The sequence below is a fragment of the Pantoea sp. AG1095 genome, from assembly GCF_003208415.1.
In the GTDB taxonomy this organism is placed as follows: Bacteria; Pseudomonadota; Gammaproteobacteria; order Enterobacterales; family Enterobacteriaceae; genus Pantoea; species Pantoea leporis.
The window spans coordinates 250,605-273,423 of record NZ_QKMJ01000005.1 but is presented as its reverse complement, the minus strand read 5'-3'; the positions used below and the strand labels follow the sequence as shown (position 1 = coordinate 273,423).

The 22,819-nt window shown below is 54.3% G+C and carries 25 protein-coding genes; 19 read left to right on the top strand and 6 right to left on the bottom strand.

All coding sequences use genetic code 11. From position 1 onward, the window contains the following. Positions 1-53 precede the first annotated feature (53 nt). From hfq to DEU53_RS13340, 10 genes are all read left to right on the top strand, one after another. Positions 54-371 (top strand): RNA chaperone Hfq, encoded by a 318-nt coding sequence (hfq, locus tag DEU53_RS13385; protein WP_101762863.1) that lies wholly within the window; start codon positions 54-56, stop codon positions 369-371. An 80-nt stretch (positions 372-451) separates the two neighbouring features. Continuing rightward, positions 452-1,732: a ribosome rescue GTPase HflX gene (hflX, locus tag DEU53_RS13380; RefSeq protein WP_007892011.1), complete on the top strand. Its 1,281-nt coding sequence runs from the start codon at positions 452-454 to the stop codon at positions 1,730-1,732. Positions 1,733-1,959: 227 nt separating this feature from the next. Beyond that, positions 1,960-3,195, top strand: a complete 1,236-nt coding sequence (gene hflK / locus DEU53_RS13375; RefSeq protein ID WP_101762864.1) for an FtsH protease activity modulator HflK — start codon at positions 1,960-1,962, stop codon at positions 3,193-3,195. Between the two features lie 3 nt (positions 3,196-3,198). After that, positions 3,199-4,203 (top strand): protease modulator HflC, encoded by a 1,005-nt coding sequence (gene hflC, locus DEU53_RS13370; protein ID WP_101762865.1) that lies wholly within the window; start codon positions 3,199-3,201, stop codon positions 4,201-4,203. Positions 4,204-4,260: 57 nt separating this feature from the next. Next, on the top strand, positions 4,261-4,458 hold the full coding sequence (locus tag DEU53_RS13365; RefSeq protein WP_008103612.1) for a DUF2065 family protein: 198 nt from the start codon (positions 4,261-4,263) through the stop codon (positions 4,456-4,458). Positions 4,459-4,638: 180 nt separating this feature from the next. Further along, on the top strand, positions 4,639-5,937 hold the full coding sequence (locus DEU53_RS13360; RefSeq protein ID WP_008103611.1) for an adenylosuccinate synthase: 1,299 nt from the start codon (positions 4,639-4,641) through the stop codon (positions 5,935-5,937). Between the two features lie 191 nt (positions 5,938-6,128). Continuing rightward, positions 6,129-6,572, top strand: coding sequence for a nitric oxide-sensing transcriptional repressor NsrR (gene nsrR, locus DEU53_RS13355; RefSeq protein ID WP_008103609.1), 444 nt, complete (start codon positions 6,129-6,131; stop codon positions 6,570-6,572). 16 nt (positions 6,573-6,588) lie between these two features. Further along, positions 6,589-9,039 carry a ribonuclease R gene (rnr, locus tag DEU53_RS13350; protein WP_110867435.1) on the top strand — a complete coding sequence of 817 codons (2,451 nt, stop codon included), beginning with the start codon at positions 6,589-6,591 and terminating at the stop codon, positions 9,037-9,039. 108 nt (positions 9,040-9,147) lie between these two features. After that, positions 9,148-9,882 (top strand): 23S rRNA (guanosine(2251)-2'-O)-methyltransferase RlmB, encoded by a 735-nt coding sequence (gene rlmB, locus DEU53_RS13345; RefSeq protein WP_101762868.1) that lies wholly within the window; start codon positions 9,148-9,150, stop codon positions 9,880-9,882. Positions 9,883-9,965: 83 nt separating this feature from the next. Then, positions 9,966-11,594: an isovaleryl-CoA dehydrogenase gene (locus DEU53_RS13340; RefSeq protein ID WP_110867434.1), complete on the top strand. Its 1,629-nt coding sequence runs from the start codon at positions 9,966-9,968 to the stop codon at positions 11,592-11,594. Here the strand turns inward: DEU53_RS13340 and bsmA are convergent. Then, a complete protein-coding gene (gene bsmA, locus DEU53_RS13335) occupies positions 11,568-11,894 on the bottom strand; it encodes a biofilm peroxide resistance protein BsmA (protein WP_110867433.1) in 327 nt (108 codons plus the stop codon). The two genes, DEU53_RS13340 and bsmA, sit on opposite strands and share 27 nt — an antisense overlap. 54 nt (positions 11,895-11,948) lie before the next feature. Then, positions 11,949-13,880 carry a methyl-accepting chemotaxis protein gene (locus tag DEU53_RS13330; RefSeq protein WP_110867432.1) on the bottom strand — a complete coding sequence of 644 codons (1,932 nt, stop codon included), beginning with the start codon at positions 13,878-13,880 and terminating at the stop codon, positions 11,949-11,951. A gap of 158 nt (positions 13,881-14,038) precedes the next feature. Between DEU53_RS13330 and yjfP the strand changes: the two genes are divergently transcribed. Continuing rightward, complete coding sequence (gene yjfP / locus DEU53_RS13325) at positions 14,039-14,788, top strand: esterase (RefSeq protein ID WP_110867431.1); 750 nt, start codon at positions 14,039-14,041, stop codon at positions 14,786-14,788. A gap of 46 nt (positions 14,789-14,834) precedes the next feature. Here yjfP and DEU53_RS13320 read toward each other — a convergent pair whose 3' ends face one another. Then, the gene (locus DEU53_RS13320) at positions 14,835-15,044 is read right to left on the bottom strand and encodes a hypothetical protein (protein ID WP_101762873.1); all 210 of its coding nucleotides are present in this window, start codon (positions 15,042-15,044) and stop codon (positions 14,835-14,837) included. A 386-nt stretch (positions 15,045-15,430) separates the two neighbouring features. Here DEU53_RS13320 and rpsF point away from each other — a divergent pair, with 386 nt between their 5' ends. From rpsF to rplI, 4 genes are read left to right on the top strand one after another with little or no spacing between them, the layout of a single operon-like run. Next, the gene (gene rpsF / locus DEU53_RS13315) at positions 15,431-15,826 is read left to right on the top strand and encodes a 30S ribosomal protein S6 (RefSeq protein ID WP_101762874.1); all 396 of its coding nucleotides are present in this window, start codon (positions 15,431-15,433) and stop codon (positions 15,824-15,826) included. Between the two features lie 6 nt (positions 15,827-15,832). Further along, positions 15,833-16,150: a primosomal replication protein N gene (gene priB / locus DEU53_RS13310; protein WP_007892027.1), complete on the top strand. Its 318-nt coding sequence runs from the start codon at positions 15,833-15,835 to the stop codon at positions 16,148-16,150. 4 nt (positions 16,151-16,154) lie between these two features. Next, positions 16,155-16,382: a 30S ribosomal protein S18 gene (gene rpsR / locus DEU53_RS13305; RefSeq protein ID WP_002210155.1), complete on the top strand. Its 228-nt coding sequence runs from the start codon at positions 16,155-16,157 to the stop codon at positions 16,380-16,382. Between the two features lie 39 nt (positions 16,383-16,421). Further along, the gene (gene rplI, locus DEU53_RS13300) at positions 16,422-16,871 is read left to right on the top strand and encodes a 50S ribosomal protein L9 (protein ID WP_008103594.1); all 450 of its coding nucleotides are present in this window, start codon (positions 16,422-16,424) and stop codon (positions 16,869-16,871) included. 56 nt (positions 16,872-16,927) lie between these two features. Here the strand turns inward: rplI and DEU53_RS13295 are convergent, their stop codons facing one another. Then, positions 16,928-17,581: a LysM-like peptidoglycan-binding domain-containing protein gene (locus tag DEU53_RS13295; RefSeq protein ID WP_158527636.1), complete on the bottom strand. Its 654-nt coding sequence runs from the start codon at positions 17,579-17,581 to the stop codon at positions 16,928-16,930. Positions 17,582-17,797: 216 nt separating this feature from the next. On the opposite strand from DEU53_RS13295, the gene fklB reads away from it, so the two are divergent. From fklB to DEU53_RS13280, 3 genes are all read left to right on the top strand, one after another. Then, positions 17,798-18,418: an FKBP-type peptidyl-prolyl cis-trans isomerase gene (fklB, locus tag DEU53_RS13290; protein ID WP_008103590.1), complete on the top strand. Its 621-nt coding sequence runs from the start codon at positions 17,798-17,800 to the stop codon at positions 18,416-18,418. 128 nt (positions 18,419-18,546) lie between these two features. Further along, complete coding sequence (locus DEU53_RS13285; protein ID WP_101762875.1) at positions 18,547-18,795, top strand: type II toxin-antitoxin system Phd/YefM family antitoxin; 249 nt, start codon at positions 18,547-18,549, stop codon at positions 18,793-18,795. Next, positions 18,796-19,101, top strand: coding sequence for a type II toxin-antitoxin system RelE/ParE family toxin (locus DEU53_RS13280; RefSeq protein WP_101762876.1), 306 nt, complete (start codon positions 18,796-18,798; stop codon positions 19,099-19,101). A 3-nt stretch (positions 19,102-19,104) separates the two neighbouring features. Here the strand turns inward: DEU53_RS13280 and DEU53_RS13275 are convergent, their stop codons facing one another. Then, entirely contained in the window at positions 19,105-21,051 is a 1,947-nt protein-coding gene (locus DEU53_RS13275; protein ID WP_110867428.1) for a bifunctional 2',3'-cyclic-nucleotide 2'-phosphodiesterase/3'-nucleotidase, read from the bottom strand. A 293-nt stretch (positions 21,052-21,344) separates the two neighbouring features. Here DEU53_RS13275 and cysQ point away from each other — a divergent pair, with 293 nt between their 5' ends. Further along, positions 21,345-22,091: a 3'(2'),5'-bisphosphate nucleotidase CysQ gene (cysQ, locus tag DEU53_RS13270; protein WP_101762878.1), complete on the top strand. Its 747-nt coding sequence runs from the start codon at positions 21,345-21,347 to the stop codon at positions 22,089-22,091. Positions 22,092-22,126: 35 nt separating this feature from the next. Here the strand turns inward: cysQ and DEU53_RS13265 are convergent, their stop codons facing one another. Continuing rightward, positions 22,127-22,690 carry a YtfJ family protein gene (locus tag DEU53_RS13265; RefSeq protein WP_101762879.1) on the bottom strand — a complete coding sequence of 188 codons (564 nt, stop codon included), beginning with the start codon at positions 22,688-22,690 and terminating at the stop codon, positions 22,127-22,129. Between the last annotated feature and the right edge of the window lie 129 nt (positions 22,691-22,819).

Genomic DNA, 22,819 nt, shown 5'->3' with positions numbered 1-22,819 from the left:
CTGAACCACGGTTCTTAAAGCAACAAACAACAAGCATATAAGGAAAAGATAGAATGGCTAAGGGGCAATCTTTACAAGACCCGTTTTTGAACGCATTGCGTCGTGAACGTGTACCGGTTTCGATCTATTTGGTGAATGGTATTAAGCTGCAAGGGCAAATTGAATCCTTTGATCAGTTCGTCATTCTGTTAAAAAACACGGTCAGCCAGATGGTGTATAAACACGCCATCTCTACAGTGGTTCCTTCTCGTCCAGTGTCGCACCATAGCAATAACGCGGGCGGCAGCGGTGGTAGCAGCAACTATCATCACAGCGGAAGCAATCAAAGCGCTCAGTCGCAGCCACAACAAGACGGCGATAACGCAGAATAATTTTGCGCTGCCGTAAAGCCAGGGCTGGAGAACGAGCACGTTTTCCTGTCCTGGTTATTTTATTTTAGCGAGGTTATAGCTTGTTTGACCGTTATGATGCCGGTGAGCAGGCCGTACTGGTACACATCTGGTTCTCCCAAGACAAAGAGCTGGAAGATTTGCAGGAGTTTGAAACTCTTGTCTCTTCTGCGGGCGTTGAAGCGCTGCAAGTCATTACGGGCAGCCGTAAAGCGCCACATCCCAAATATTTTGTCGGTGAAGGAAAGGCAGTTGAAATTGCCGATGCGGTAAAAGCGAGTGGAGCATCGGTCGTTTTATTCGATCATGCCTTAACTCCTGCTCAGGAACGTAATCTTGAACGGCTGTGCGAATGTCGCGTAATCGATCGCACCGGCTTAATTCTCGATATATTCGCCCAGCGCGCCCGCACCCATGAGGGTAAATTGCAGGTCGAGCTGGCACAACTGCGCCATTTAGCAACCCGTTTGGTTCGCGGATGGACACACCTTGAACGCCAGAAAGGCGGTATCGGTTTACGTGGTCCGGGTGAAACTCAGCTGGAAACGGACCGACGCTTGCTGCGTGGCCGTATCAGTCAGATTCTCTCCCGTCTTGAACGCGTCGAAAAACAGCGCGATCAGGGCAGACAAGCGCGTGCCAAAGCTGACGTGCCAACCGTTTCGCTGGTGGGTTACACCAACGCCGGTAAATCCACTCTGTTCAACGCGATTACCTCTGCGGATGTGTACGTAGCGGATCAACTGTTCGCGACACTTGATCCGACATTGCGTCGTTTGAATGTGGCGGATGTAGGTGAAGTGGTTTTAGCAGACACCGTTGGTTTTATCCGTCATTTGCCGCACGACTTAGTCGCGGCGTTTAAAGCCACGCTGCAGGAAACGCGTCAGGCGACATTGCTGCTGCATGTGATTGACGCCGCCGATTTGCGTGTGAATGACAACATTGATGCAGTAAATGAAGTTCTGGAAGAGATTGAAGCTGACGAAATTCCGGCGCTGTTGATCATGAACAAAATCGATATGCTTGAGGACTTTGTGCCGCGTATCGATCGCAACGAAGAGAACCAGCCGATTCGTGTGTGGTTATCTGCACAGAGCGGCGTGGGTCTGCCGTTGCTGTGGCAGGCGCTCTCTGAGCGTTTAGCCGGTGAAATCGCGCAGTACGATTTACGTCTGCCGCCGGAAGCGGGCCGTTTGCGCAGTCGTTTTTATCAGTTGCATGCTATAGAAAAAGAATGGAATGAAGATGATGGCTGTGTGAGTTTGCACGTGCGTATGCCGATAGTTGATTGGCGTCGTCTGTGTAAACAAGAGCCGTCGCTAGCCAGTTATATTGTTTGAAATTGCCCAAACGCCTTTACTCAATATCTTTTAGATTGTCGTCATTATCGTTGCAGGCCGTATGTGCAGGATTCACCCGAATATTTCGGATTCCAGCAAGGCGGCAACTGAGTGAATCCCCAGGAGCTTACATCAGTAAGTGACTGGAGTGAACGAAGGCAGCCAACGAAGCTGCAATCCGAAAGATGAAGGGTAAAAAACGTAAATACAATAAATGGAGTAGAAACATGGCGTGGAATCAGCCCGGAAATAACGGACAGGACCGCGACCCGTGGGGAAGCAGCAATAATCAAGGCGGCAACTCTGGGGGAAATAAAGGAGGTCGCGATCAGGGACCACCTGATCTGGATGATATCTTCCGAAAGTTGAGTAAAAAACTCGGCGGACTGGGCGGTGGCAAACAGAATGACAATGGCCAGCGCAGCGGCGGTAGCGGTGGCAAAGTGGTTGGCATTGTTGCCGTAGCGGCAGTCGTTATCTGGGCGGCTAGCGGTTTCTACACTATCAAAGAAGCGGAACGTGGCGTCGTCACGCGCTTTGGCAAATTTAGCCATCTGGTTGAGCCAGGCCTCAACTGGAAACCGACTTTCGTCGATCAGGTTCGCGCCGTTAACGTAGAAGCCGTACGTGAACTGGCGGCGTCTGGCGTGATGTTGACGTCGGATGAAAACGTAGTGCGCGTTGAGATGAACGTGCAGTACCGCGTGACCGATCCTGAGCGTTATCTGTATGCCGTGACCAGTGCCGATGACAGCCTGCGTCAGGCCACCGACAGCGCCTTGCGTGGCGTGATTGGTCGCTCAACCATGGACCGCATCCTGACGGAAGGTCGTACCGTGGTACGTAGCGAAACTCAGCGTGAGCTTGACGAGACTATCCGTCCGTACAACATGGGTATTACCCTGCTGGACGTAAACTTCCAGGCGGCGCGCCCACCAGAAGAAGTAAAAGCCGCGTTTGATGATGCGATTGCCGCACGTGAAAACCGTGAACAATACGTCCGTGAAGCTGAAGCTTATTCGAACGAAGTTCAGCCGCGTGCTAATGGTCAGGCGCAACGTATCCTCGAAGAGGGGCGTGCTTACAAAGAACGTACGGTGTTAGAAGCGCAAGGTGAAGTGGCGCGTTTTGCTCGCTTGCTGCCTGAATATAAAGCTGCACCAGAAATCACGAAAGAGCGTCTCTATATTGAAACCATGGAACGTGTGCTGAGTCATACCCGCAAGGTATTGATCAGCGATCGTGGTAATAATTTGACAGTCCTGCCATTGGATCAACTGATGCGCGGTGGTCAGGCATCTGGCCAGGGCGGTCAGAAAATGACGAATTTAATGAAGTCTCCTTCGTCGTCCGATAGTAATGCGAGCCGTGGAGATTCTTCATCTTACAGTCCAGACAGCATCATGGATCAGCGTCGCGCCAATGCGCTGCGCAACGATACCCAGCGCCAGGGGAGGGAGTAATCGATGCGTAAGCCAATCATCGCCGTAATTATTGTAGTGCTGGTGGTGCTTTACGCGTCACTGTTCGTGGTGCAGGAAGGCCAACGCGGCATCGTGCTGCGCTTTGGTAAGGTTCTGCGTGATGACGAAAACAAACCGCTGGTGTACGCACCGGGTCTGCATTTCAAAATTCCGTTTATCGAAACCATGAAATCACTGGATGCGCGCATTCAGACCATGGATAACCAGGCTGACCGCTTTGTTACCAAAGAGAAGAAAGACCTGATCGTTGATTCTTACATCAAGTGGCGCATCAGTGACTTCAGCCGTTACTACCTGGCAACCGGTGGTGGCGACGTTTCTCAGGCAGAAGTGCTGCTGAAACGTAAGTTCAGTGACCGTCTGCGTTCTGAAATGGGTCGTCTGGATGTGAAAGACATCGTGACTGATTCACGTGGCCGTTTAACCACCGACGTGCGTGATGCCCTGAACACCGGCAGCGCTGGCAATGATGATGACGTTCAGACGCCAGCAGCGGATGATGCGATTGCGAGTGCGGCAGCACGTGTAGAACGTGAAACCAACAGCAGTGAGCCGGCACCAAACCCGAACAGCATGGCTGCGTTAGGTATTGAAGTTGTCGACGTGCGCATCAAGCAGATCAACCTGCCGACTGAAGTGTCTGACGCGATCTACAACCGTATGCGCGCCGAGCGTGAAGCGGTAGCGCGTAGTCAGCGTTCACAAGGTCAGGAAGAGGCAGAGAAACTGCGTGCACAGGCCGATTATCAGGTTACGCGCACGCTGGCAGAAGCACAGCGTGAAGCGCTGATTTCGCGCGGTGAAGGTGATGGTGAAGCGGCAAAACTGTTTGCTGATGCCTTCAGCCAGGATCCGGATTTCTATGCTTTTATCCGCAGCCTGCGCGCCTATGAGAATAGCTTCTCAGACAACCAGGATGTGCTGGTGCTGAGCCCGGATAGCGATTTCTTCCGCTATATGAAAGCGCCCTCTAACGCCACGCGTTAAGAACTGATATAAAGTCCAGGCCGACAATGTTGTCGGCCTTTTTTTTGGGAAAAAATCATGAATTCAACCATCTGGATGGCGCTGGCTTTGGTTTTGGTGCTGGAAGGACTTGGACCGATGTTTATGCCACGTGCGTGGCGGCGGATGATTCTGGCGATGACGCAGTTGCCCGATCGTCTCTTGCATCGTTTTGGTGGCGGTTTAGTGGTGGCCGGCGTGGTGATTTACGCTATGATCAGCATGCATGCGCGTTAATCAGCCTGAAATTATGTGAGGCCGCCCGACTCAATTGTGTCTGTTGGCCGCTGTTCCCCCAACATGTTGTGAGCTGCGCAAAACTCAGGCAAAAAACAGCGCAATCGTATGCTAAAAGTGCTGAAAGAGTAAAAGTCAGGTGGTAGAATCCATTTTTAAGCAATCGGTGATTTTGAAAAAATGGGTAAGAACGTCGTCGTACTGGGCACCCAATGGGGTGACGAAGGTAAAGGTAAGATCGTAGACCTTCTGACAGAGCGCGCGAATTACGTCGTGCGTTACCAAGGTGGCCATAATGCAGGCCATACACTTGTCATCAACGGTGAAAAAACCGTCCTCCACTTAATTCCATCTGGCATCCTGCGTGAAAACGTCACCAGCATCATTGGTAACGGCGTTGTCCTGTCGCCTGAAGCGCTGATGAAAGAGATGAAAGGTCTGGAAGAGCGCGGTGTGCCGGTACGTGAACGTCTGTTGATCTCTGAAGCCTGCCCATTGATTCTGCAGTACCACGTAGCAATGGATGTGGCGCGCGAAAAAGCGCGTGGCGCTAAAGCTATCGGCACCACCGGTCGCGGTATCGGTCCTGCCTATGAAGATAAAGTGGCACGTCGCGGTCTGCGCGTGAGCGATCTCTTCAACAAAGAAACCTTTGCGGTGAAGCTGAAAGAGATCGTCGATTTCTACAACTTCCAGCTGGTTAACTATTACAAAACCGACGCAGTTGACTACGAAAAAGTGCTGAGTGATACGCTGGCGGTGGCCGATATCATTACCAGCATGGTGGTTGATGTGTCTGATCTGCTGGACGGCGCGCGCAAGCGTGGCGACCTGATCATGTTTGAAGGTGCGCAGGGTACGCTGCTTGATATCGACCACGGTACCTATCCATACGTGACCTCATCAAACACCACCGCAGGTGGCGTAGCGACGGGTTCAGGTATTGGTCCACGCTATGTTGATTACGTGCTGGGTATCGTGAAAGCCTACTCAACGCGCGTGGGTGCCGGTCCATTCCCGACCGAACTGTTCGATGAAACCGGCGAGTTCCTGTGTGCTCAAGGTAACGAGTTCGGCGCGACCACCGGTCGTCGTCGTCGTACCGGCTGGCTGGATGCGGTTGCCGTTCGCCGTGCCGTACAGATCAACTCCCTTTCAGGTTTCTGCATGACCAAACTGGACGTGCTGGATGGCCTGAAAGAAGTGAAAATCTGTGTGGCTTATCGCATGCCAGATGGCCGCGAAATGACCACCACGCCGCTGGCAGCTGAAGGCTGGGAAGGCATTGAGCCGATTTACGAAACCATGCCAGGCTGGAGCGAGACCACATTCGGCGTCAAGACGCTGGAAGGTCTGCCACAAGCTGCACGTGACTACATCAAACGTGTAGAAGAAGTGACCGGTGTGCCGATTGATATTATTTCTACCGGCCCAGACCGCAGTGAGACCATGATTCTGCGCGACCCGTTCGACGCATAATCTCCTCAGGCCGGACTCTGTCCGGCCTTTGTATTTCTAATCTTTGACTCCACTCACTCTATTTTTTCTTGCAAATATCGATACTTGCCGGAAAAAAACGCACCGGCCACCACGCTCTGGTTTATCATCATATTTAAACATCACGCCGACCGGCGCATAACCATAACGTTCGATGATTCACTGAGGTATATGTGCAGCTAACAAGTTTTACCGATTATGGTCTGCGTGCCCTGATTTACATGGCGACGTTACCTGAAGGTAAGCAGACCAACATTACCGAAGTCACCGATACCTACGGGGTGTCGCGTAACCATATGGTTAAAATCATCAATCAACTTAGCCGGGCTGGCTTTGTCGCCGCAACACGCGGTAAAAACGGCGGAATTCGTTTAGGCATGGACCCGGAAAAAATCGTCATTGGCGATGTGGTGCGAAGAATGGAGCCATTGCAGCTCGTGAACTGCGACGAGTGTGTGATCACGCCAGCCTGTCGTTTGCGTAAAGCATTGCACGATGCGGTCCAGCTATTCCTCAAGGAACTGGACAAGTATACGCTGGCCGATTTGGTCAAAGATAACGATTCGCTGTACCAACTTTTATTGTCCGAACCGCCGGTGGCAATCCAAATTAAATGACATCGGAGGAACCGTAATGTCAAAAGATCCTTATCAGGATAGAGAAGCTGAAAAATACGAAAACCCAATTCCAAGCCGCGAATTTATTCTGGCACTGCTGGAAAAACGCGAAAAGCCGACCAGCCGCGATGACATCGCGCAGGAATTGAATATCACCAGCGAAGAGCAGCTGGAAGCGCTGCGTCGTCGTCTGCGCGCCATGGAGCGCGATGGCCAGCTGGTGTTTACTCGCCGTCAATGTTACGCCCTGCCAGAACGTCTTGATCTGCTTCGCGGTAAAGTGATTGGCCATCGCGATGGCTATGGCTTCCTGCGCGTAGAAGGTCAGAAAGATGATTTCTATCTCTCTGCTGAGCAGATGAAATTCTGCCTGCACGGCGACGTGATTCTGGCGCAGCCAGGCAGCGCCGATCGTAAAGGTCGTCGTGAAGCGCGCGTGGTGCGCGTGCTTGAGCCACGTAACAGCCAGATCGTCGGCCGCTACTTTACCGATGCAGGTACCGGTTTTGTGGTGCCGGATGACAGCCGCCTGAGTTTCGACATCCTGATCCCGCAAGAAGAAACGCTTAACGCGCGTATGGGTTCAGTGGTGGTGGTTGAAATCACCCAACGTGCGACGCGTCGCACCAAAGCGATCGGCAAAGTGACCGAGCTGCTGGGTGACGATATGGGCACCAGCCTTGCGGTCGATATGGCGGTGCGCACCCATGAAATCCCGCACACATGGCCGGAAGAAGTTGAGAAGCAGATCGCTAAGCTGAAAGAAGAAGTACCGGAAGAAGCGAAGCTGGGACGTGTTGATTTACGTAAGTTGCCGCTGGTCACCATTGATGGTGAAGATGCGCGTGACTTTGATGATGCGGTTTTCTGCGAGAAGAAGCGCGGCGGCGGCTGGCGTTTATGGGTGGCCATTGCCGACGTCAGCTATTACGTACGTCCGGGCACGCCGCTGGACGATGAAGCGCATCAGCGCGGCACCTCGGTCTATTTCCCGTCGCAGGTTATCCCGATGCTGCCGGAGATTCTCTCCAACGGCTTGTGCTCGCTGAATCCGCAGGTTGATCGTTTGTGCATGGTGTGTGAGATGACCATCTCCTCCAGCGGCAAACTTACCGGTTTCAAACACTATGAAGCGGTGATGAATTCCCATGCGCGACTGACCTACAACAAAGTGTGGAACATTCTGCAAGGTGATGCCGATCTGCGTGAACAATACGCGGCTCAGGTTCCTCATCTGCACGAGTTGCACAACATGTATCAGGTGCTGGAAACCGCGCGCGAGCAGCGTGGCGGCATTTCGTTTGAGACCGATGAACCCAAGTTCATCTTCAACGCCGAGCGTCGCATTGAGCGCGTTGAGCGCACCTCACGCAATGATGCGCATAAGCTGATTGAAGAGTGTATGATTCTCGCCAACATCGCCTCGGCGCGTTTTGTTGAGAAAAATGAAGAGCCTGCGCTGTTCCGCGATCACGATCGTCCAAGCGAAGACAGCATCAAAAGCTTCCGTACCGTACTGAACGAGCTGGGCTTAAGCCTGCCGGGTGGCACTAAGCCACACCCGACCGATTATGCCGCCTTGCTGAAGCAAGTGGCCGATCGCCCAGACGCAGAAATGCTGCAAACCATGCTGCTGCGTTCGATGAAACAGGCGGTTTACGATCCTGAAAACCGGGGTCACTTCGGCCTGGCGCTGGCGTCGTACGCGCACTTCACCTCGCCGATTCGCCGCTATCCGGATTTGCTGTTGCATCGCGCCATCAAATATCTGCTGGCAAAAGAGCGCGGCGAAGTGGACGGCATCACCACGCCGACCGGCGGCTATCACTACGACATGCAGCAGATGCTGCAGCTGGGCCAGCACTGTTCACTGACCGAGCGCCGTGCTGATGAAGCCACGCGCGATGTTGCCGATTGGCTGAAGTGTGACTTCATGCAGGATCAGGTCGGCAACGTGTTCAACGGCGTGATCTCCAGTGTGACCGGCTTTGGTTTCTTCGTGCGTCTTAACGAACTGTTTATCGATGGTTTGGTGCACGTTTCCTCGCTGGATAACGACTATTATCGCTTCGATGCGGTGGGTCAGCGTCTGATTGGTGAATCCGGCGGCCGTACTTATCGTCTGGGCGATGCGGTGGAAGTGCGCGTTGAAGCCGTGCATATGGACGAGCGTAAAATCGACTTCGCGCTGATCTCCAGCAAGCGTGTACCGCGCGGCGAAGGCAAAACCGAACGTGAGCGCGAGAAACGCGGTGGCAAACCGCCAGCCAAGCGTCGTCGTGATGCCGGCAAGAAGGGCACTTTCGAACCTGATTCAGCGTTCCGCGGCGAAAAGAAAAAGACTGCGGTTGCTGAAAAACCGGCTAAAACCGAGAAAAAAGGCAAAAAAGTCTCCGAGAAAACCCGTAAAATCGCCGCCGCCACCAAGTCTAAGCGCGCGTCGAAGAAGCAGCCTGACGAAGCCTGATAGTTTGGTCGCCTTGCAGGGCGACCTGACGAAACCGTTGTAGGGTGCGCGTTCCTGCGCACCTGAATCTCCGTATTCAACGATCTAAATCCAACCTTGAGCTAAGTAATGAGTGAAATAATTTTTGGTATTCATAGCGTGCAGGCGCTGCTGGAGCGCGATCCTCAGCGTTTTCAGGAAGTCTTTATCCTTAAAGGCCGCGACGATCGTCGCCTGCAGCCGCTGATCCTCGCGCTGGAAGCTCAGGGAATCCCGGTGCAGGTGGCGAACCGTCAATGGCTCGATAGCCAGGTTGAAGGCGGCGTGCATCAGGGCATCGTGGCGCGCGTGAAGCCGGGCAAGCAGTATCAGGAAGGTGATTTACCGGATCTGCTGCAGAGCCTTGAGAAGCCGTTCCTGCTGGTGCTGGATGGCGTTACCGATCCGCATAATCTCGGTGCTTGCCTGCGCAGCGCGGATGCTGCGGGCGTGCATGCGGTCATCGTGCCAAAAGACCGCGCAGCACCGTTGAATGCCACCGCGAAGAAAGTGGCCAGCGGCGCAGCGGAAAACGTGCCGTTGATTCGCGTCACCAACCTGGCGCGTACCTTGCGCTTGCTGCAGGAATACCACGTCTGGGTGGTTGGCACCGCAGGCGAAGCCGATCACACCGTTTACCAAAGCAAAATGACCGGCCCAATGGCGCTGGTGATGGGCGCGGAAGGTGAAGGTATGCGTCGTTTAACGCGTGAGCATTGCGATGAGCTGATCAGCATCCCAATGGCAGGCAGCGTCTCGTCACTCAACGTGTCAGTTGCCACCGGCGTGTGCTTGTTCGAAGCCGTTCGTCAGCGTCAGGCGTGATCCCCGCCGCAAAAAATTTTCCAGGCCAGGCATAACTGCACATCCTCTTCATACTTGAAAAATGAGTATGAGGAGGACGTTATATGATTTGGACCACTCACACCGTATTCAATCAGCCCCATCCACTCAGCAACAGCAACCTGTTCACGCGCGATATCGCCCTGTGCGAGGCCGTTACACGCGAAGGTGCCAGCTGGGATCGCGAATGGTTGGCATCCGTCGGCCTGCAACTTGGCAGTGCCGAATCTCTTGAGTTAGGCCGCTTGGCGAATGTCGAAGCGCCTGAACTGCTGCGCTACAACGCGCGCGGTGAACGCCTCGACGAAGTGCGTTTTCATCCCGCCTGGCATCTGCTGATGCAGGGATTATGCGCCAGTCGGCTTCACAATCTCAGCTGGCAGCCCGACGTTCAGCCACAGGCGATGGTGGCGCGTGCCGCACGATTTATCCTGCATGCCCAAGTGGAAGCCGGCTCGCTCTGTCCGGTGACGATGACGCACGCCGCCATTCCGCTGCTGCAGAATCATCTGCCTGAACCCTACGCGGACTGGCGCGAAGCGCTGCTCAGCGATCGTTACGATGCGCATCATCTGCCTGGCAACAAGAAACGCGGTCTGTTGATTGGCATGGGCATGACGGAAAAACAGGGCGGCACCGATGTGTTGAGCAACACCACACGCGCCGAACCGCTCGGCGTGCGCGGGGCGGGCGAAGCGTATCGCATCACCGGCCATAAATGGTTTTTCTCGGTCCCGCAAAGCGATGCGCATCTGATTCTGGCACAAACGTCACAGGGATTGAGTTGCTTCTTCCTGCCACGCTTGCTGCCGGACGGCACGCGCAACGCCATTCGCATCGAACGCCTTAAAGACAAGCTCGGCAATCGCTCCAACGCCAGCGCTGAAGTGGAATTTCAGGATGCTATCGGCTGGCTGATGGGCGAAGAGGGCGAAGGTGTACGGCTGATCCTCAAAATGGGCGGCATGACGCGCTTCGACTGCGCGCTGGGCAGTCACGGACAGATGCGCCGTGCGCTGTCGATTGCCGTGCATCATGCGCAGCAGCGTCAGGTGATGGGCAAGAACCTTATCGATCAACCGTTGATGCGCGCGGTGCTGGCGCAACAGGCACTACAGCTGGAAGGGCAAACCGCACTGCTGCTGCGGCTGGCGCGCGCCTGGTCAACACCGGCCAGCGAACATGAGCGCTTATACGCACGTCTGTTCACACCCGCCGCCAAATTTGTGATCTGCCAGGCGGGCATGCCTTTTGTGGCAGAAGCGATGGAAGTGTTGGGCGGCATTGGCTATTGCGAAGAGAGCGAGCTGCCGCGTCTTTATCGTGAGATGCCAGTGAATAGTATCTGGGAAGGCGCCGGCAATGTGATGTGCCTGGATGTCATGCGGGTGCTCGGTCGTCACGCCGAGGTGATGACCATGCTGCACGATGAGTTTGAGGCGGTGAAGGGTAGTAATCGTCACTTTGATCGCCGCTGGCGGCAATTACGCTTGCATCTCGCCAACCCGCGTGAAGGGCAGGCGCGAGAAATCACGCGCGAGTTACTGCAGCTGGCAAGTGCCGCGATTCTGCTGAAAGTGGCAGAGCCGCCGCTGGCCGATGGCTGGTGTCAGCAGCAGCTTGATCTGCGCGGCACACGGGCATTAAGCGACGATCTCTGCGCGCGCTTACTGTTGCGCTGCAGCGCCGGTTGAAGGCGCGCCATACAGAATGGCAGTGGCGTACCAGAAGCTGGGAAGGGTGGTTTCATCCAGCATCAGAATTTGATAGTAAACCGCACCCGCCTGATTGGCTTTAGAGGCAATAGCGCGCTGCGCATCATCCGGCGATCCGCGTGTGGTGGCGGTGATAGTGCCGAGCTTTGGCAGACCAACACTTTGCGCGCGTGAAAGTTCCTGCGCGTGCTGCATGGGCGGCGGCGGAGCTTGTGGCGTGGTGGTGAAAGCGGCGCAGCCGCTGAGCAGCAGCGTTAAGGCCAAATAGAGAGTACGCATAGCAACTCCTGAAGCAGGAAGATGGCTCAAGTGTAAGCCATCTTCCTGTGGCTTTTAGTCCTTCAGATGAAAAATGCTCACCAGCTGCGTCAGATGATGCCCTTTCTTACTCAGATGATTGGCGGTGGTTTCTGACTGGTTAATCATATCGCTGCTTTGATGTGTGGCCTGGCTGATGTGATTCATCGCCAGGTTCACCTGACCAATGCCCGCCGCCTGTTCCTGCGCGGCAATATTGATCTCACCCATCAGCGTTTTAACCTGCTCGATGTGATTGACGATATGGCTCATTGCATCGCGCGTCTGCTCAGATAACGTATGGCCGGCCGCCACTTTATCGATGGAGCTGGCAATCAATCCATCAATCTCTTTGGCTGCCGTAGCACTGCGCTGTGCCAGCGCGCGCACTTCCGCCGCGACCACCGCAAAGCCTTTACCGTGTTCACCGGCGCGAGCGGCTTCAACCGCGGCATTGAGCGCCAGAATGTTGGTCTGGAAGGCGATCGACTCAATCACATGGGTGATATCGGCGATGCTCTGCGACGCCACGCGAATCTCCGACATGGTTTCCACCGAACGCGCCACGGTGCTGCCGCCGTGATTCACGGTATTAGCCGCTTCACCGACCAGCGCCATCGCCTGCCGCACGTTGGCAGCGGTTTGTGCCACGGTGGCGCCAAACTGCTCCATGCTGGCCGAGGTTTCCTCCACGCTGCTGGCCTGACGGCCAATCTGCTCGCTGATGCTGGAGCTGCTGGCGGCGATGGTATCGGTGCCGCTGCTGATTTCCCGCGCCGCCGAACGTACCTGACTGACGACTTTCTCCAGTCCATCGCCAATGCCGTTGATCGCGCTGATCAGCTGACCAATCTCATCACGACGTGAAGAGTCGAGATGTGCCTGCAGATTACCAGCGGCGTACTGTTCTGCCAGATGGATCACCTGCTGCAGCGGACGCGTGATGGCACGGCGGCTGTACCACATAAAGCCAATGGCAAACGCGATCACCAGCGCCAGGCCAATCGCCATAAACAGGTTACGGCTGTGCGTGATTGGCGCCAGCAGGCTGGCACGGCTCACTTCACCGGCGTTGATCCAGTTCCAGCCCGGCAGCTGCTGCCACGCCAGCAGTTTGGTTTCGCCATCCAGCTCAACCGTCACCAATCCCTTCGGCTGGCTAAGCAGTTGCTGCTGCGTGGCGTTATCCCAGCGCGGCAGTTTGCCTTCAGCGTGACGATCAAACAGATATTGGCCCTGGCTGCTGCCCGGCGTCCCATTCAACACCGAGAAGGTGCCGCTGTCACCAAGATGGCGCGCCAGCACTTTGTCACGCATCAGCGCGTACTGCGCGTCGATCTGTACCCCGACGAACAGAATAGCGATCACCGCGCCGCTGCTATCCTGCACCGGCTGATATTGCGTAATGTAACGATGGCCGAACAGCGTCGCCAGGCCGCGATAGACCGTGCCCTGATTGACGCTGCGCCAGGCGGCGCTGCTGCGATCCAGTTTGGTGCCCACCGCGCGGCTGCCATCCTCTTTTTTCAGCGAGGTGGCGATGCGGATGTAATCTTCGCCGCCACGCACGAAGATGGTGGATACCGCACCAGTACGATCGAGAAAATCATCTACCGCGATCTGATCGAGGTTGAGGGTTTTCAGTCCCGCTCGCAGCGTTGGCGTGCTGAATTCACCTACCTGCACACGTTCGCTGTCGTCACGACTAAAACGTTTTGGCAGGAAGCTTTGGAACAGTTTGGTGTAATTTGCCACCTCTTCCGACAGCGTGGCGTTGAACATGGTGGCCATTTCATTAATGCCTTGCACCTGATTCTGCATATCGTCGGTTGCCAGCTGCTCCAGCTGACGTGCCGCGTTATGGCTCAGGGTCAAGGTCAGCGTAAATAGCACAATTGCCACGCTCAAAGACGTCAATACAGACAGCTTGATTCCGAGACCCATGGCGCTGAGAGAAAGACGCTTCATAAAGTACCTTTTGAGATTATTGAAGGGGTACAAGATCAACGGCAAAGTGGGCTAAATGTTTAGGGCAGAAATTATTCAAACTTAATGTGAAGTGGCTCGCATTTTATCAGGCAGCGCTTACACTGAGTCCAGTGATAATCATTCTCAATGGAGGCGGTATGATTGAGTTGGCAACGGAGAATCTGGCAGGCATTGAATGTATCCACGCATCACCGGCCGGGCAGCGCCAGGCGCGCTTGCCGACGGTGTTGTTCTATCACGGTTTTACCTCATCGAAAGAGGTTTACAGCTACTTTGCCGTGGCGCTGGCGCAGGCTGGTTTCCGCGTGATCATGCCCGATGCGGACATGCACGGCGCACGTTACAACGGCGATACCGACGCGCGGATGACCCACTTCTGGGAGATCCTTAAACAGAACATCGATGAAGTGCCGTTGCTGGAAAAGGCGCTGCGCGATAACGACTGGATTGCGGATGAGCGTTTTGCCGTGGCGGGCGCCTCGATGGGCGGCATGACCGCGCTGGGCGCGATGGCACGCTATCCGCAGATTCACAGCGTGGCGTGTTTGATGGGTTCCGGCTATTTCATGCAGCTGAGTCATACGCTGTTTCCGCCGCTGGTGGCGCGCACGCCAGAGCAGAAAGAGGCTTTTGCCGCGCGTTTAGCACCGCTGGCGCCTTACGATCCCAGCGAACAGCTGGAGAAACTGGCGAATCGACCTTTGCTGTTGTGGCACGGCGAAGCGGATGAAGTGGTGCCCTTTGCTGAAACGGCGCGTTTGCAGAAAGCCTTAGGCGAGGCAGAACTCGATCACCATGTGACCACGCTATCTGAAAAAAACATCGGCCATAAAATCACGCCTGCGGCCCTGACGGCGCTGGTCAGTTTCTTTAAACATCATTTATAAAAATGCGGGTTGGCGTGATTGGCGCCAGCCCGTTTAGGTTGCCGGACTAAAGTTGTGATGACAACCGTTCGGCGGCGCTGGTATTGGCACTGACTGGGTTACTGCTTGCAGGCGCATCCAGCCGATTGACGTAGACATAGCCTGATGCCGCGTTGCTGCTGTGACTTCTCATCTGCTGCGCGAAGTCAGCGGAGCTGGCAAGAGCGGGTGTAGACAGGAAGAGACCCAGTAAAGTGGCGAAAATGATCGTTTTCATTATCGACTCCTCACTCTAGGGATTGCACTCTCAGACGCGGCGAAAAGCGGAATTCGTTGCGCCTGTAAACAGTGTAGTTCTTAACCAATTTGCCGCCAGATCGTCCCTTTGAACGCCTTCTTCAGAGAATTTGATAAAACCTTCTCTAACTCACTGATGCATTTCACTTAGCACGAAAAGCCGCATCAGCTGGCACGATAGTCGCCATTTGATGAATTGTGCGCTTGAGTTTCCGCAAGGACGCCAGTATGATTACGCGTCAATTTTTCAGCTGCATTCAGAGGTGTGTTTCATTTTTTAAATGATTCGCAACCTATAACGTTCCTTGCTTCCGTGGGCCGCAGCTGACCCTGACAGGAGGCTGAATAATCCGTAAGGAGCTATCGATGCGTCATTACGAAATCGTATTTATGGTCCACCCTGACCAGAGCGAACAGGTTCCAGGTATGATCGAGCGTTACACTGGTGCTATCACCGGTGCACAGGGCACGATTCACCGTCTGGAAGACTGGGGCCGCCGTCAGCTGGCTTACCCAATCAACAAACTGCACAAAGCTCACTATGTTCTGATGAACGTAGAAGCGCCGCAGGAAGTGATTGACGAGCTGGAAACTAACTTCCGCTTCAACGACGCCGTTATCCGCAGCATGGTTATGCGCGTTAAGCACGCGGTAACTGAAGCATCTCCGATGGTTAAAGCTAAAGACGAGCGTCGTGATCGCCGCGAAGACTTTGCTAACGAATCGGCTGATGACTCAGATGCTGGGGATTCTGAAGAGTAATCCGACATGACGGCAAATCGACTGCGCCTGTCTGGCACTGTGTGCAAGACGCCGGTTCGAAAAGTCAGTCCGTCAGGGATTCCTCATTGCCAGTTCGTGCTTGAGCATCGTTCTGTGCAAGAGGAAGCCGGTTTCCACCGGCAAGCCTGGTGTCAAATGCCGGTGATTATCAGCGGCAGCACCCATCAGGTGATTACTCAACATATAACGGTCGGCACGCAACTCACTCTCGAAGGCTTCATTAGCTGCCATCAGGCACGCAATGGTCAGAGCAGAATGGTGTTACATGCCGAGCAGATTGATTTGATAGATTCTGGAGACTAGCCAAATGGCACGTTATTTCCGTCGTCGCAAGTTCTGCCGTTTCACCGCGGAAGGCGTTGTAGAGATTGATTACAAAGATATCGCTACACTGAAAAACTACATTACCGAAAGCGGTAAAATTGTCCCGAGCCGTATTACCGGTACTCGTGCAAAATACCAGCGCCAGCTCGCTCGTTGCATCAAGCGCGCTCGCTACCTGTCCCTGCTTCCGTACACTGATCGTCATCAGTAATCGGTAGTTGTCCATTAACGACTTTAAGAGGATAAGGTAATGCAAGTTATTCTGCTTGATAAAGTAGCAAACCTGGGCAGCCTGGGTGATCAGGTTAACGTTAAAGCGGGCTACGCTCGTAACTTCCTGGTTCCACAGGGTAAAGCTGTTCCTGCTACCAAGAAAAACGTTGAGTTCTTCGAAACACGTCGCGCTGAACTGGAAGCCAAACTGGCTGACGTTTTGGCTGCTGCTAACGCACGTGCAGAGAAAATCAACGCACTGGGCAACGTAACCATCGCGTCTAAATCAGGCGACGCTGGTAAGCTGTTCGGTTCCATCGGTACCCGTGACATCGCTGATGCAGTAACTGCAGCTGGCGTTGAAGTGGCTAAAAGCGAAGTTCGTCTTCCAGAAGGCGTACTGCGCACCACCGGTGAGCACGAAGTTGACTTCCAGATCCATAGCGAAGTCTTCGCTAAACTGGTTGTGAATGTAGTTGCTGAGTAAGTTCACTCAGTAATGCGAAAACGCCGGCCATGTGCCGGCGTTTTTGTTTCTGCGTTTTACTGAGCGCGGATAAAGCTGCCATCTGGCTGGCGCGTAAACAGCACCGGACCGTTGCTGCCATCCACCGTTAAACCGGTCACCACGCCTTGCGCGTTCTGACGAATCTTCACCTGCTGACCATTCTGTAACGCACTCAGCGGCTGCCCATCACCTTCGACTCGCGCCATGGCAAACACATCATTCACCGGTAAATTATTGTCGCGGAACAGCTGCGCCAGCGTCTGGCCTGATGCCACATTATAGGTGCGCCACTCGCCCTGCGAATCGGTTTTCGCCGGCGTGTTCTGCTGTTGATTATTATCGTAAATTTCCGCCTGCATCGGCACTTCTTTAGCGCCAGTGTCCGCCGGACGCTCAACCGGATATTGCGGCGTGCTGCTCGGCCAGAGAAACGCCAGCAGCAGCACCAGCAGGGCAATGACGATGCCGCGACGATGAAAAGCGGGTAGCGGATCCATCCAGCGCACATCATCCAGCAAATGCCAGACGCGCTGTAGTGCGGCGGGAACGCGGGAAGGGTGATCGGAAGCCATTCGTGAATCCTCCTCGCTGGCGGCCTTGCGCGGAATGCGTGGCAGCCAACGTTGCAACCAAGGTAATAAAGTACGCGGTGCGCGCGTCCTGCGACGTCGTGGGGCGATCTGGCCCATGTATTCTCTCTTGTTCCGACGGTGGCGGGTGAAAACCTCGCCACAGCTATAGTATGAGCAATGCTGACAGGAAGTGCCTGGCAGCATTGAAAAATTTGACCGCTGTATTGTTTCCGTTTCGCCGGGAAATGTCATCTGCGGCGCGTGAGATTTTACGCCAGCCGCCCGCGCTGGTATGCTGCCGGTTCTATTTTTCTCCGGGATTAAGGAATCAAGATGACGACCCCTTCATTCGACAGCGTCGAATCACAAGCAAGTTACGGTATCGGTTTACAGGTAGGCCAGCAGCTGCAAGAGTCTGGACTGCAGGGTCTGCAGCCAGAAGCACTGCTCGCCGGCCTGCGCGACGCGCTGGAAGGGAACTCACCGGCCGTCCCGGTTGACGTGGTACATCGCGCACTGCGTGAAGTGCACGAGCGCGCTGAAGGCGTGCGTCGTGAGCGTGTAGAAGCGATGGCGGCTGAAGGTCAGACTTTCCTTGAGCAGAACGCACAACGCGAAGGCGTAAGCAGCACCGAAACCGGTCTGCAGTTCAGCGTCATCACGCAGGGCGAAGGTCCAATTCCTTCACGTCAGGATCGTGTGCGCGTGCATTACACCGGCAAACTGATCGATGGCACGGTATTCGACAGCTCAGTCGCGCGTGGCGAACCCGCAGAATTCCCGGTTAGCGGCGTAATCGCCGGTTGGATCGAAGCGCTGACGCTGATGCCGGTCGGTTCGAAGTGGGAACTGGCGATTCCACACAACCTCGCTTACGGCGAACGCGGTGCTGGCGCCTCCATCCCGCCATTCAGCACCCTGATCTTCGAAGTTGAACTGCTGGAAATTCTGTAAGTCGCCAAGTTGATTCTCAAAACCGGCACACGATCGTGCCGGTTTTTTTATATCTGTAGAACAAGCTGGTTTTAAATTAATCAGCGTATATAATGTGCGAATCGAACGATTCACACGAAAGGTGCGGTATGCATTCACTTTCCGCCAACGAAGCCAAAACCCAATTTGGCGATATGCTGCTGAAAGCGCAGCGTGAGCCGGTCCAGATTAGCCGTAATGGAAAGCCGGTAGCAGTGGTCATCTCCGCTGAGGAGTATCAGGCGATAGAGGCCATGAAGCAGCAATTTTTGCAGGAAAAAATTGCCCGAGCCAGAAATGATATTGCCAACGGACAACTGACCGATGGTGAAACCTTTTTCGACCAACTGCTGGATTAAATGGCTAATTATCAGCTTACGGATGAAGCGCGACAGGATCTTGTCGATATTCGCCGGTTCACTATGCAGAACTGGGGTGATGCGCAATCAAAAATCTATTTAAGGCGTTTGCAGGAGACGTTACGCACGCTGGCAGAAATGCCGGCATTGGGAAAAAGCAGAGCGCTGGATGTTGCAGAAGGTGTGCTCAGCTTTCCCTATGTTAGCCACATGGTTTATTACCAGCCAGGCCAGAAAGGCATTATTATTTTGGCGGTATTACATCAGAGCAGGGTGCCAGCTACGCATCTGGCAACCCGCTTATAACAACTATTTCTTCTGCAAATCCACCTGCCACAACGCAAAACCTATCTCATCGCTGCCCACCGCTTTCATCGGGTAATCGGCGTGCTGCTCGATAAACTTCGTTGCTTTCGCGCCAGGCGCGGTCTCAAAACGGATATCCAGCGGCGTGCTGCTGTTAATCGGCGCTAAACGCCAGTTGTGATCGGCCTGCGGTTTCACTTCGCCATGCGCTTTGGTTTCGCTGCTGATATAAGCGGCAACCACCGAACGATTCTCATCCGGCGACGCGAAGGCGACATACTTATCGCCGGTGCCGGCAAACTTGCCGCCATAAGCGCGATAGTTATTGGTGGCGACCAGGAAACGGGCCTGAGGATCAATAGGTTTGCCTTGCCATGTGAGATCCTTAATGCGCGAAGCCCCCTTGTTAATCAGCGAGCACTCTGCGTCATAGCGCGCCGGCTGCGTGACATCGATTTGATACTGCACGCCATCGATCACATCGAAGTTATAGGTACGGAAATCCCAGTTAATCAGCGCTTGCGGTTTGCTGCTGTGTGGATCGATTTGATTAAACTGCGCGGCTGAACACTCCAGCCACTCTTTCACCTGTGCACCGCTGACTTTCATCACCACCAGCGTATTGGGGTAGAGATAGAGATCGGCGGCGTTACGGAAAGTGAGGTTACCCTTCTCTACTTCGACATAGCTGGCGGGATCGTTTTTGCGGCCGCCAGCTTTAAACGGCGCGGCGGCGGAGAGCACCGGCAAGCGGCCAAGATCAGGATCGCCCTGAATAAAGTGCTCGACGTAAGCGCGTTGCGCGTTGTTAACGATCTGCACCGTGGGATCGTCCTGCACCAGCGACAAGTAGCTGTACATCACGTCGGCGGATTTACCGATCGGTTTGGCAACAAAATCGCGCGTGGCGCGGTGATCCTGCTCCAGCACTTTCACCAGATCGGCATCTTCAGCAGCCAGCGATTTTTTCGCCGCGCTGTCATAAATCGGACGTGCCTCGGCTTTGCCCTGCGCAACCTGCCATTTGCCGCCCTCGTTATTCAGCACCAGATCGACCACACCCAGATGATCGCCCCACATACCGGGCATCACCGCCGGAATACCGTTAAGTGTGCCCTGGGCGATATCAGCGCCTTTAATTGCCGCAAACTCTTTGCTCGGGAAGACCGCGTGAGCGTGACCGAACATGATGGCGTTGATGCCAGCAACCTGGCTGAGGTAATAGACCGAATTTTCGGCCATGGCATGGTAGGGTTCACTGCTCAAACCGGAGTGGGGAATAGCGATGATTATTTCAGCACCTTTTGCGCGCATTTCCGGCACATAGCGCTTCGCTGTTTCAGTGATGTCATCAACCCGCACTTTTCCCTGCAGATTGTTGCGATCCCAAACCATAATCTGCGGGGGAACGAAGCCGATGTAACCAATTTTCAGCGTATGCGGCTTACCGTTACGGTCTGTAACGGTGGTTTCCTTGATTAAGTAGGGCGTGAACAGCGGTTTTCCGCTCTTTTCATCGATAATGTTGGCATTGACGTAAGGGAAACGCGCGCCGGCCAGCGCTTTTTGCAGATAAGGTAAACCGTAATTGAACTCATGATTACCGAGGTTTCCGACCGCGTAATCCAGCGTATTCATCGCCTTATATACTGGATGAACTTCGCCCGGTTTTAGCCCTCTCGCCGCCATGTAATCGCCCAGCGGACTGCCCTGAATGATATCGCCGTTATCGACCAGCACGCTGTTCTTCGCTTGCGCACGGGCCTGCTGAATTAAGGTGGCGGTGCGTACCAGGCCAAATTTCTCCGTCGGCGTATCTTTGTAATAATCGAAATCCATCATATTGCTGTGCAGATCGGTGGTTTCCAGAATGCGCAGATCCACCGTAGCAGCCTGTACCGTGGCGGCAGTTATACAGAGTGCCAATAACGACATGCTCGCTTTGAACATCGCTTGCTCCTTGTTCGGTCCAATGGGCCTCTCAAAATAATGTAAAACCATGACGAATTATCATTTCAATTTGTGATGAAGCTCGGACTTTCATCCAATATCTCCCGCTGGGCCGCGCTAAAAGCGCATTCAGCATCCCGCCATAGCCGCCGATGATGAACTATGGTATTGATATTCAAATAGATTGCCGTAGCAGACAGCACAGTCGCAGGCTGTTGAATGACAACTGCTAAAATAAGGACAGATTGGCGGTTGGTGTCTGACAGGCAGAATCAGCGGAAAAGAGGTAAAGAATGTTAGATAAAATTTGTCAGCTGGCGCGCGATGCGGGCGATGCCATTATGCAGGTATATAACGGCGCAGAGCCGGTTGACGTGACCCGCAAGTCGGATGATTCTCCCGTTACCGCGGCCGATCTCGCGGCGCATCGTGTGATTGTGCAAGGTCTGACGGCGCTTTCGCCGGGGGTGCCAGTGCTTTCTGAAGAGGATCCTCCGAGCTGGGACGTGCGTCAGCACTGGCAGAAATACTGGCTGGTCGATCCGCTCGATGGCACCAAAGAGTTCATCAAGCGCAACGGCGAGTTTACGGTCAACATTGCGCTGATCGAAAATGGCAAACCGGTATTGGGCGTGGTGTATGCGCCCGTGCTGGGCGTGATGTACTCGGCGGCTGAGGGTAAAGCCTGGAAAGAAGAGAACGGCCAGCAGACGCAAATTCATGCACGTGAAGCGCGTCCACCGTTAGTGGTGGTTAGCCGTTCGCATTTTGAGAGCGATACCGAGTTGCAGGAGTACTTGCACCAGCTCGGCGAGCATCAAACCACCGCGATTGGTTCATCGCTGAAGTTCTGTCTGGTAGCCGAAGGCAGCGCGCAACTCTATCCGCGCTTCGGGCCCACTAACATCTGGGATACCGGCGCAGGCCATGCGGTGGCGATTGCGGCTGGTGCGCATGTGCATGACTGGCAGGGGAAAACGCTGGATTACACGCCGCGAGAATCTTTCCTTAATCCCGGTTTCCGCGTTTCGCTGTTTTAAGATTTCATCGGGTCGCCATTGACGGCGACCTCCACTTACTTCTGCAACAACTCGTGAATTAACTTCATCGCCTGCTGCACTTCGTCCTGCGTCAGCGGACCATCTTTGACGTAGCGCACATGTGCGGTGTTATCCAGCACCACAATTGCGGATCCGCCTTTCTCCAACTGCCAGGCCTGACGCGCGCTGCCATTGCTATCGACGATAAACTGCGACCATGGAAACTGCTGCTTATTGCTCTCAAGGCTGCTGCGCACGAACATGCCGGTGCCCGGAATCGCATCGTCGGTATTGACGATAGTAGTGGTTTGATAACGATCGTGCGGCAGATGCGCAGCTTTGATGGCTTCAATTAACGCCGCATTCTGCTCTTTAGCAGAAGAGCGCCCGGCAATATGCAGGATAACGCGAACTTTTCCGCTTAGCTGCGCGCTATTCCAGGATTTGTAGCTAAACTTATCTTCATCTTGTTGATAAACCAGCTCTCCTTTGTCGTTAACGCCAACGGCTGGCACGCGTTCACCCAGTTTGAAGGCATGTGCCGCAGCCAGGCCCGGCAGCAAGAGTGCCAGTGCTATCACAGTGTGTCTCAAACGCATTTATTACTCTCCTTGGTGATCCGACCAGTTGTTCATGTTCCTGCAATATTAGGCGTGGATGATGCGTCTGTCGCAATGAGTTAACAGGTTTGCAACCTATGCCACAATTCCATAATGAGTGAAGGTTTA

Excerpts from the sequence above, each read along its gene's own strand:
- rlmB (WP_101762868.1), top strand. The coding sequence starts at position 9,148 with ATGAGTGAAATAATTTTTGGTATTCATAGCGTGCAGGCGCTGCTGGAG.
- yjfP (WP_110867431.1), top strand. The coding sequence starts at position 14,039 with ATGATTGAGTTGGCAACGGAGAATCTGGCAGGCATTGAATGTATCCAC.
- DEU53_RS13330 (WP_110867432.1), bottom strand. The coding sequence starts at position 13,880 with ATGAAGCGTCTTTCTCTCAGCGCCATGGGTCTCGGAATCAAGCTGTCT.
- DEU53_RS13285 (WP_101762875.1), top strand. The coding sequence starts at position 18,547 with ATGCATTCACTTTCCGCCAACGAAGCCAAAACCCAATTTGGCGATATG.
- DEU53_RS13265 (WP_101762879.1), bottom strand. The coding sequence starts at position 22,690 with ATGCGTTTGAGACACACTGTGATAGCACTGGCACTCTTGCTGCCGGGC.
- DEU53_RS13320 (WP_101762873.1), bottom strand. The coding sequence starts at position 15,044 with ATGAAAACGATCATTTTCGCCACTTTACTGGGTCTCTTCCTGTCTACA.
- cysQ (WP_101762878.1), top strand. The coding sequence starts at position 21,345 with ATGTTAGATAAAATTTGTCAGCTGGCGCGCGATGCGGGCGATGCCATT.
- DEU53_RS13360 (WP_008103611.1), top strand. The coding sequence starts at position 4,639 with ATGGGTAAGAACGTCGTCGTACTGGGCACCCAATGGGGTGACGAAGGT.
- rplI (WP_008103594.1), top strand. The coding sequence starts at position 16,422 with ATGCAAGTTATTCTGCTTGATAAAGTAGCAAACCTGGGCAGCCTGGGT.
- fklB (WP_008103590.1), top strand. The coding sequence starts at position 17,798 with ATGACGACCCCTTCATTCGACAGCGTCGAATCACAAGCAAGTTACGGT.
- DEU53_RS13295 (WP_158527636.1), bottom strand. The coding sequence starts at position 17,581 with ATGGGCCAGATCGCCCCACGACGTCGCAGGACGCGCGCACCGCGTACT.
- hflC (WP_101762865.1), top strand. The coding sequence starts at position 3,199 with ATGCGTAAGCCAATCATCGCCGTAATTATTGTAGTGCTGGTGGTGCTT.
- hflK (WP_101762864.1), top strand. The coding sequence starts at position 1,960 with ATGGCGTGGAATCAGCCCGGAAATAACGGACAGGACCGCGACCCGTGG.
- DEU53_RS13275 (WP_110867428.1), bottom strand. The coding sequence starts at position 21,051 with ATGTTCAAAGCGAGCATGTCGTTATTGGCACTCTGTATAACTGCCGCC.
- rnr (WP_110867435.1), top strand. The coding sequence starts at position 6,589 with ATGTCAAAAGATCCTTATCAGGATAGAGAAGCTGAAAAATACGAAAAC.
- DEU53_RS13340 (WP_110867434.1), top strand. The coding sequence starts at position 9,966 with ATGATTTGGACCACTCACACCGTATTCAATCAGCCCCATCCACTCAGC.
- rpsR (WP_002210155.1), top strand. The coding sequence starts at position 16,155 with ATGGCACGTTATTTCCGTCGTCGCAAGTTCTGCCGTTTCACCGCGGAA.
- bsmA (WP_110867433.1), bottom strand. The coding sequence starts at position 11,894 with ATGCGTACTCTCTATTTGGCCTTAACGCTGCTGCTCAGCGGCTGCGCC.
- priB (WP_007892027.1), top strand. The coding sequence starts at position 15,833 with ATGACGGCAAATCGACTGCGCCTGTCTGGCACTGTGTGCAAGACGCCG.
- hfq (WP_101762863.1), top strand. The coding sequence starts at position 54 with ATGGCTAAGGGGCAATCTTTACAAGACCCGTTTTTGAACGCATTGCGT.
- rpsF (WP_101762874.1), top strand. The coding sequence starts at position 15,431 with ATGCGTCATTACGAAATCGTATTTATGGTCCACCCTGACCAGAGCGAA.
- DEU53_RS13280 (WP_101762876.1), top strand. The coding sequence starts at position 18,796 with ATGGCTAATTATCAGCTTACGGATGAAGCGCGACAGGATCTTGTCGAT.
- DEU53_RS13365 (WP_008103612.1), top strand. The coding sequence starts at position 4,261 with ATGAATTCAACCATCTGGATGGCGCTGGCTTTGGTTTTGGTGCTGGAA.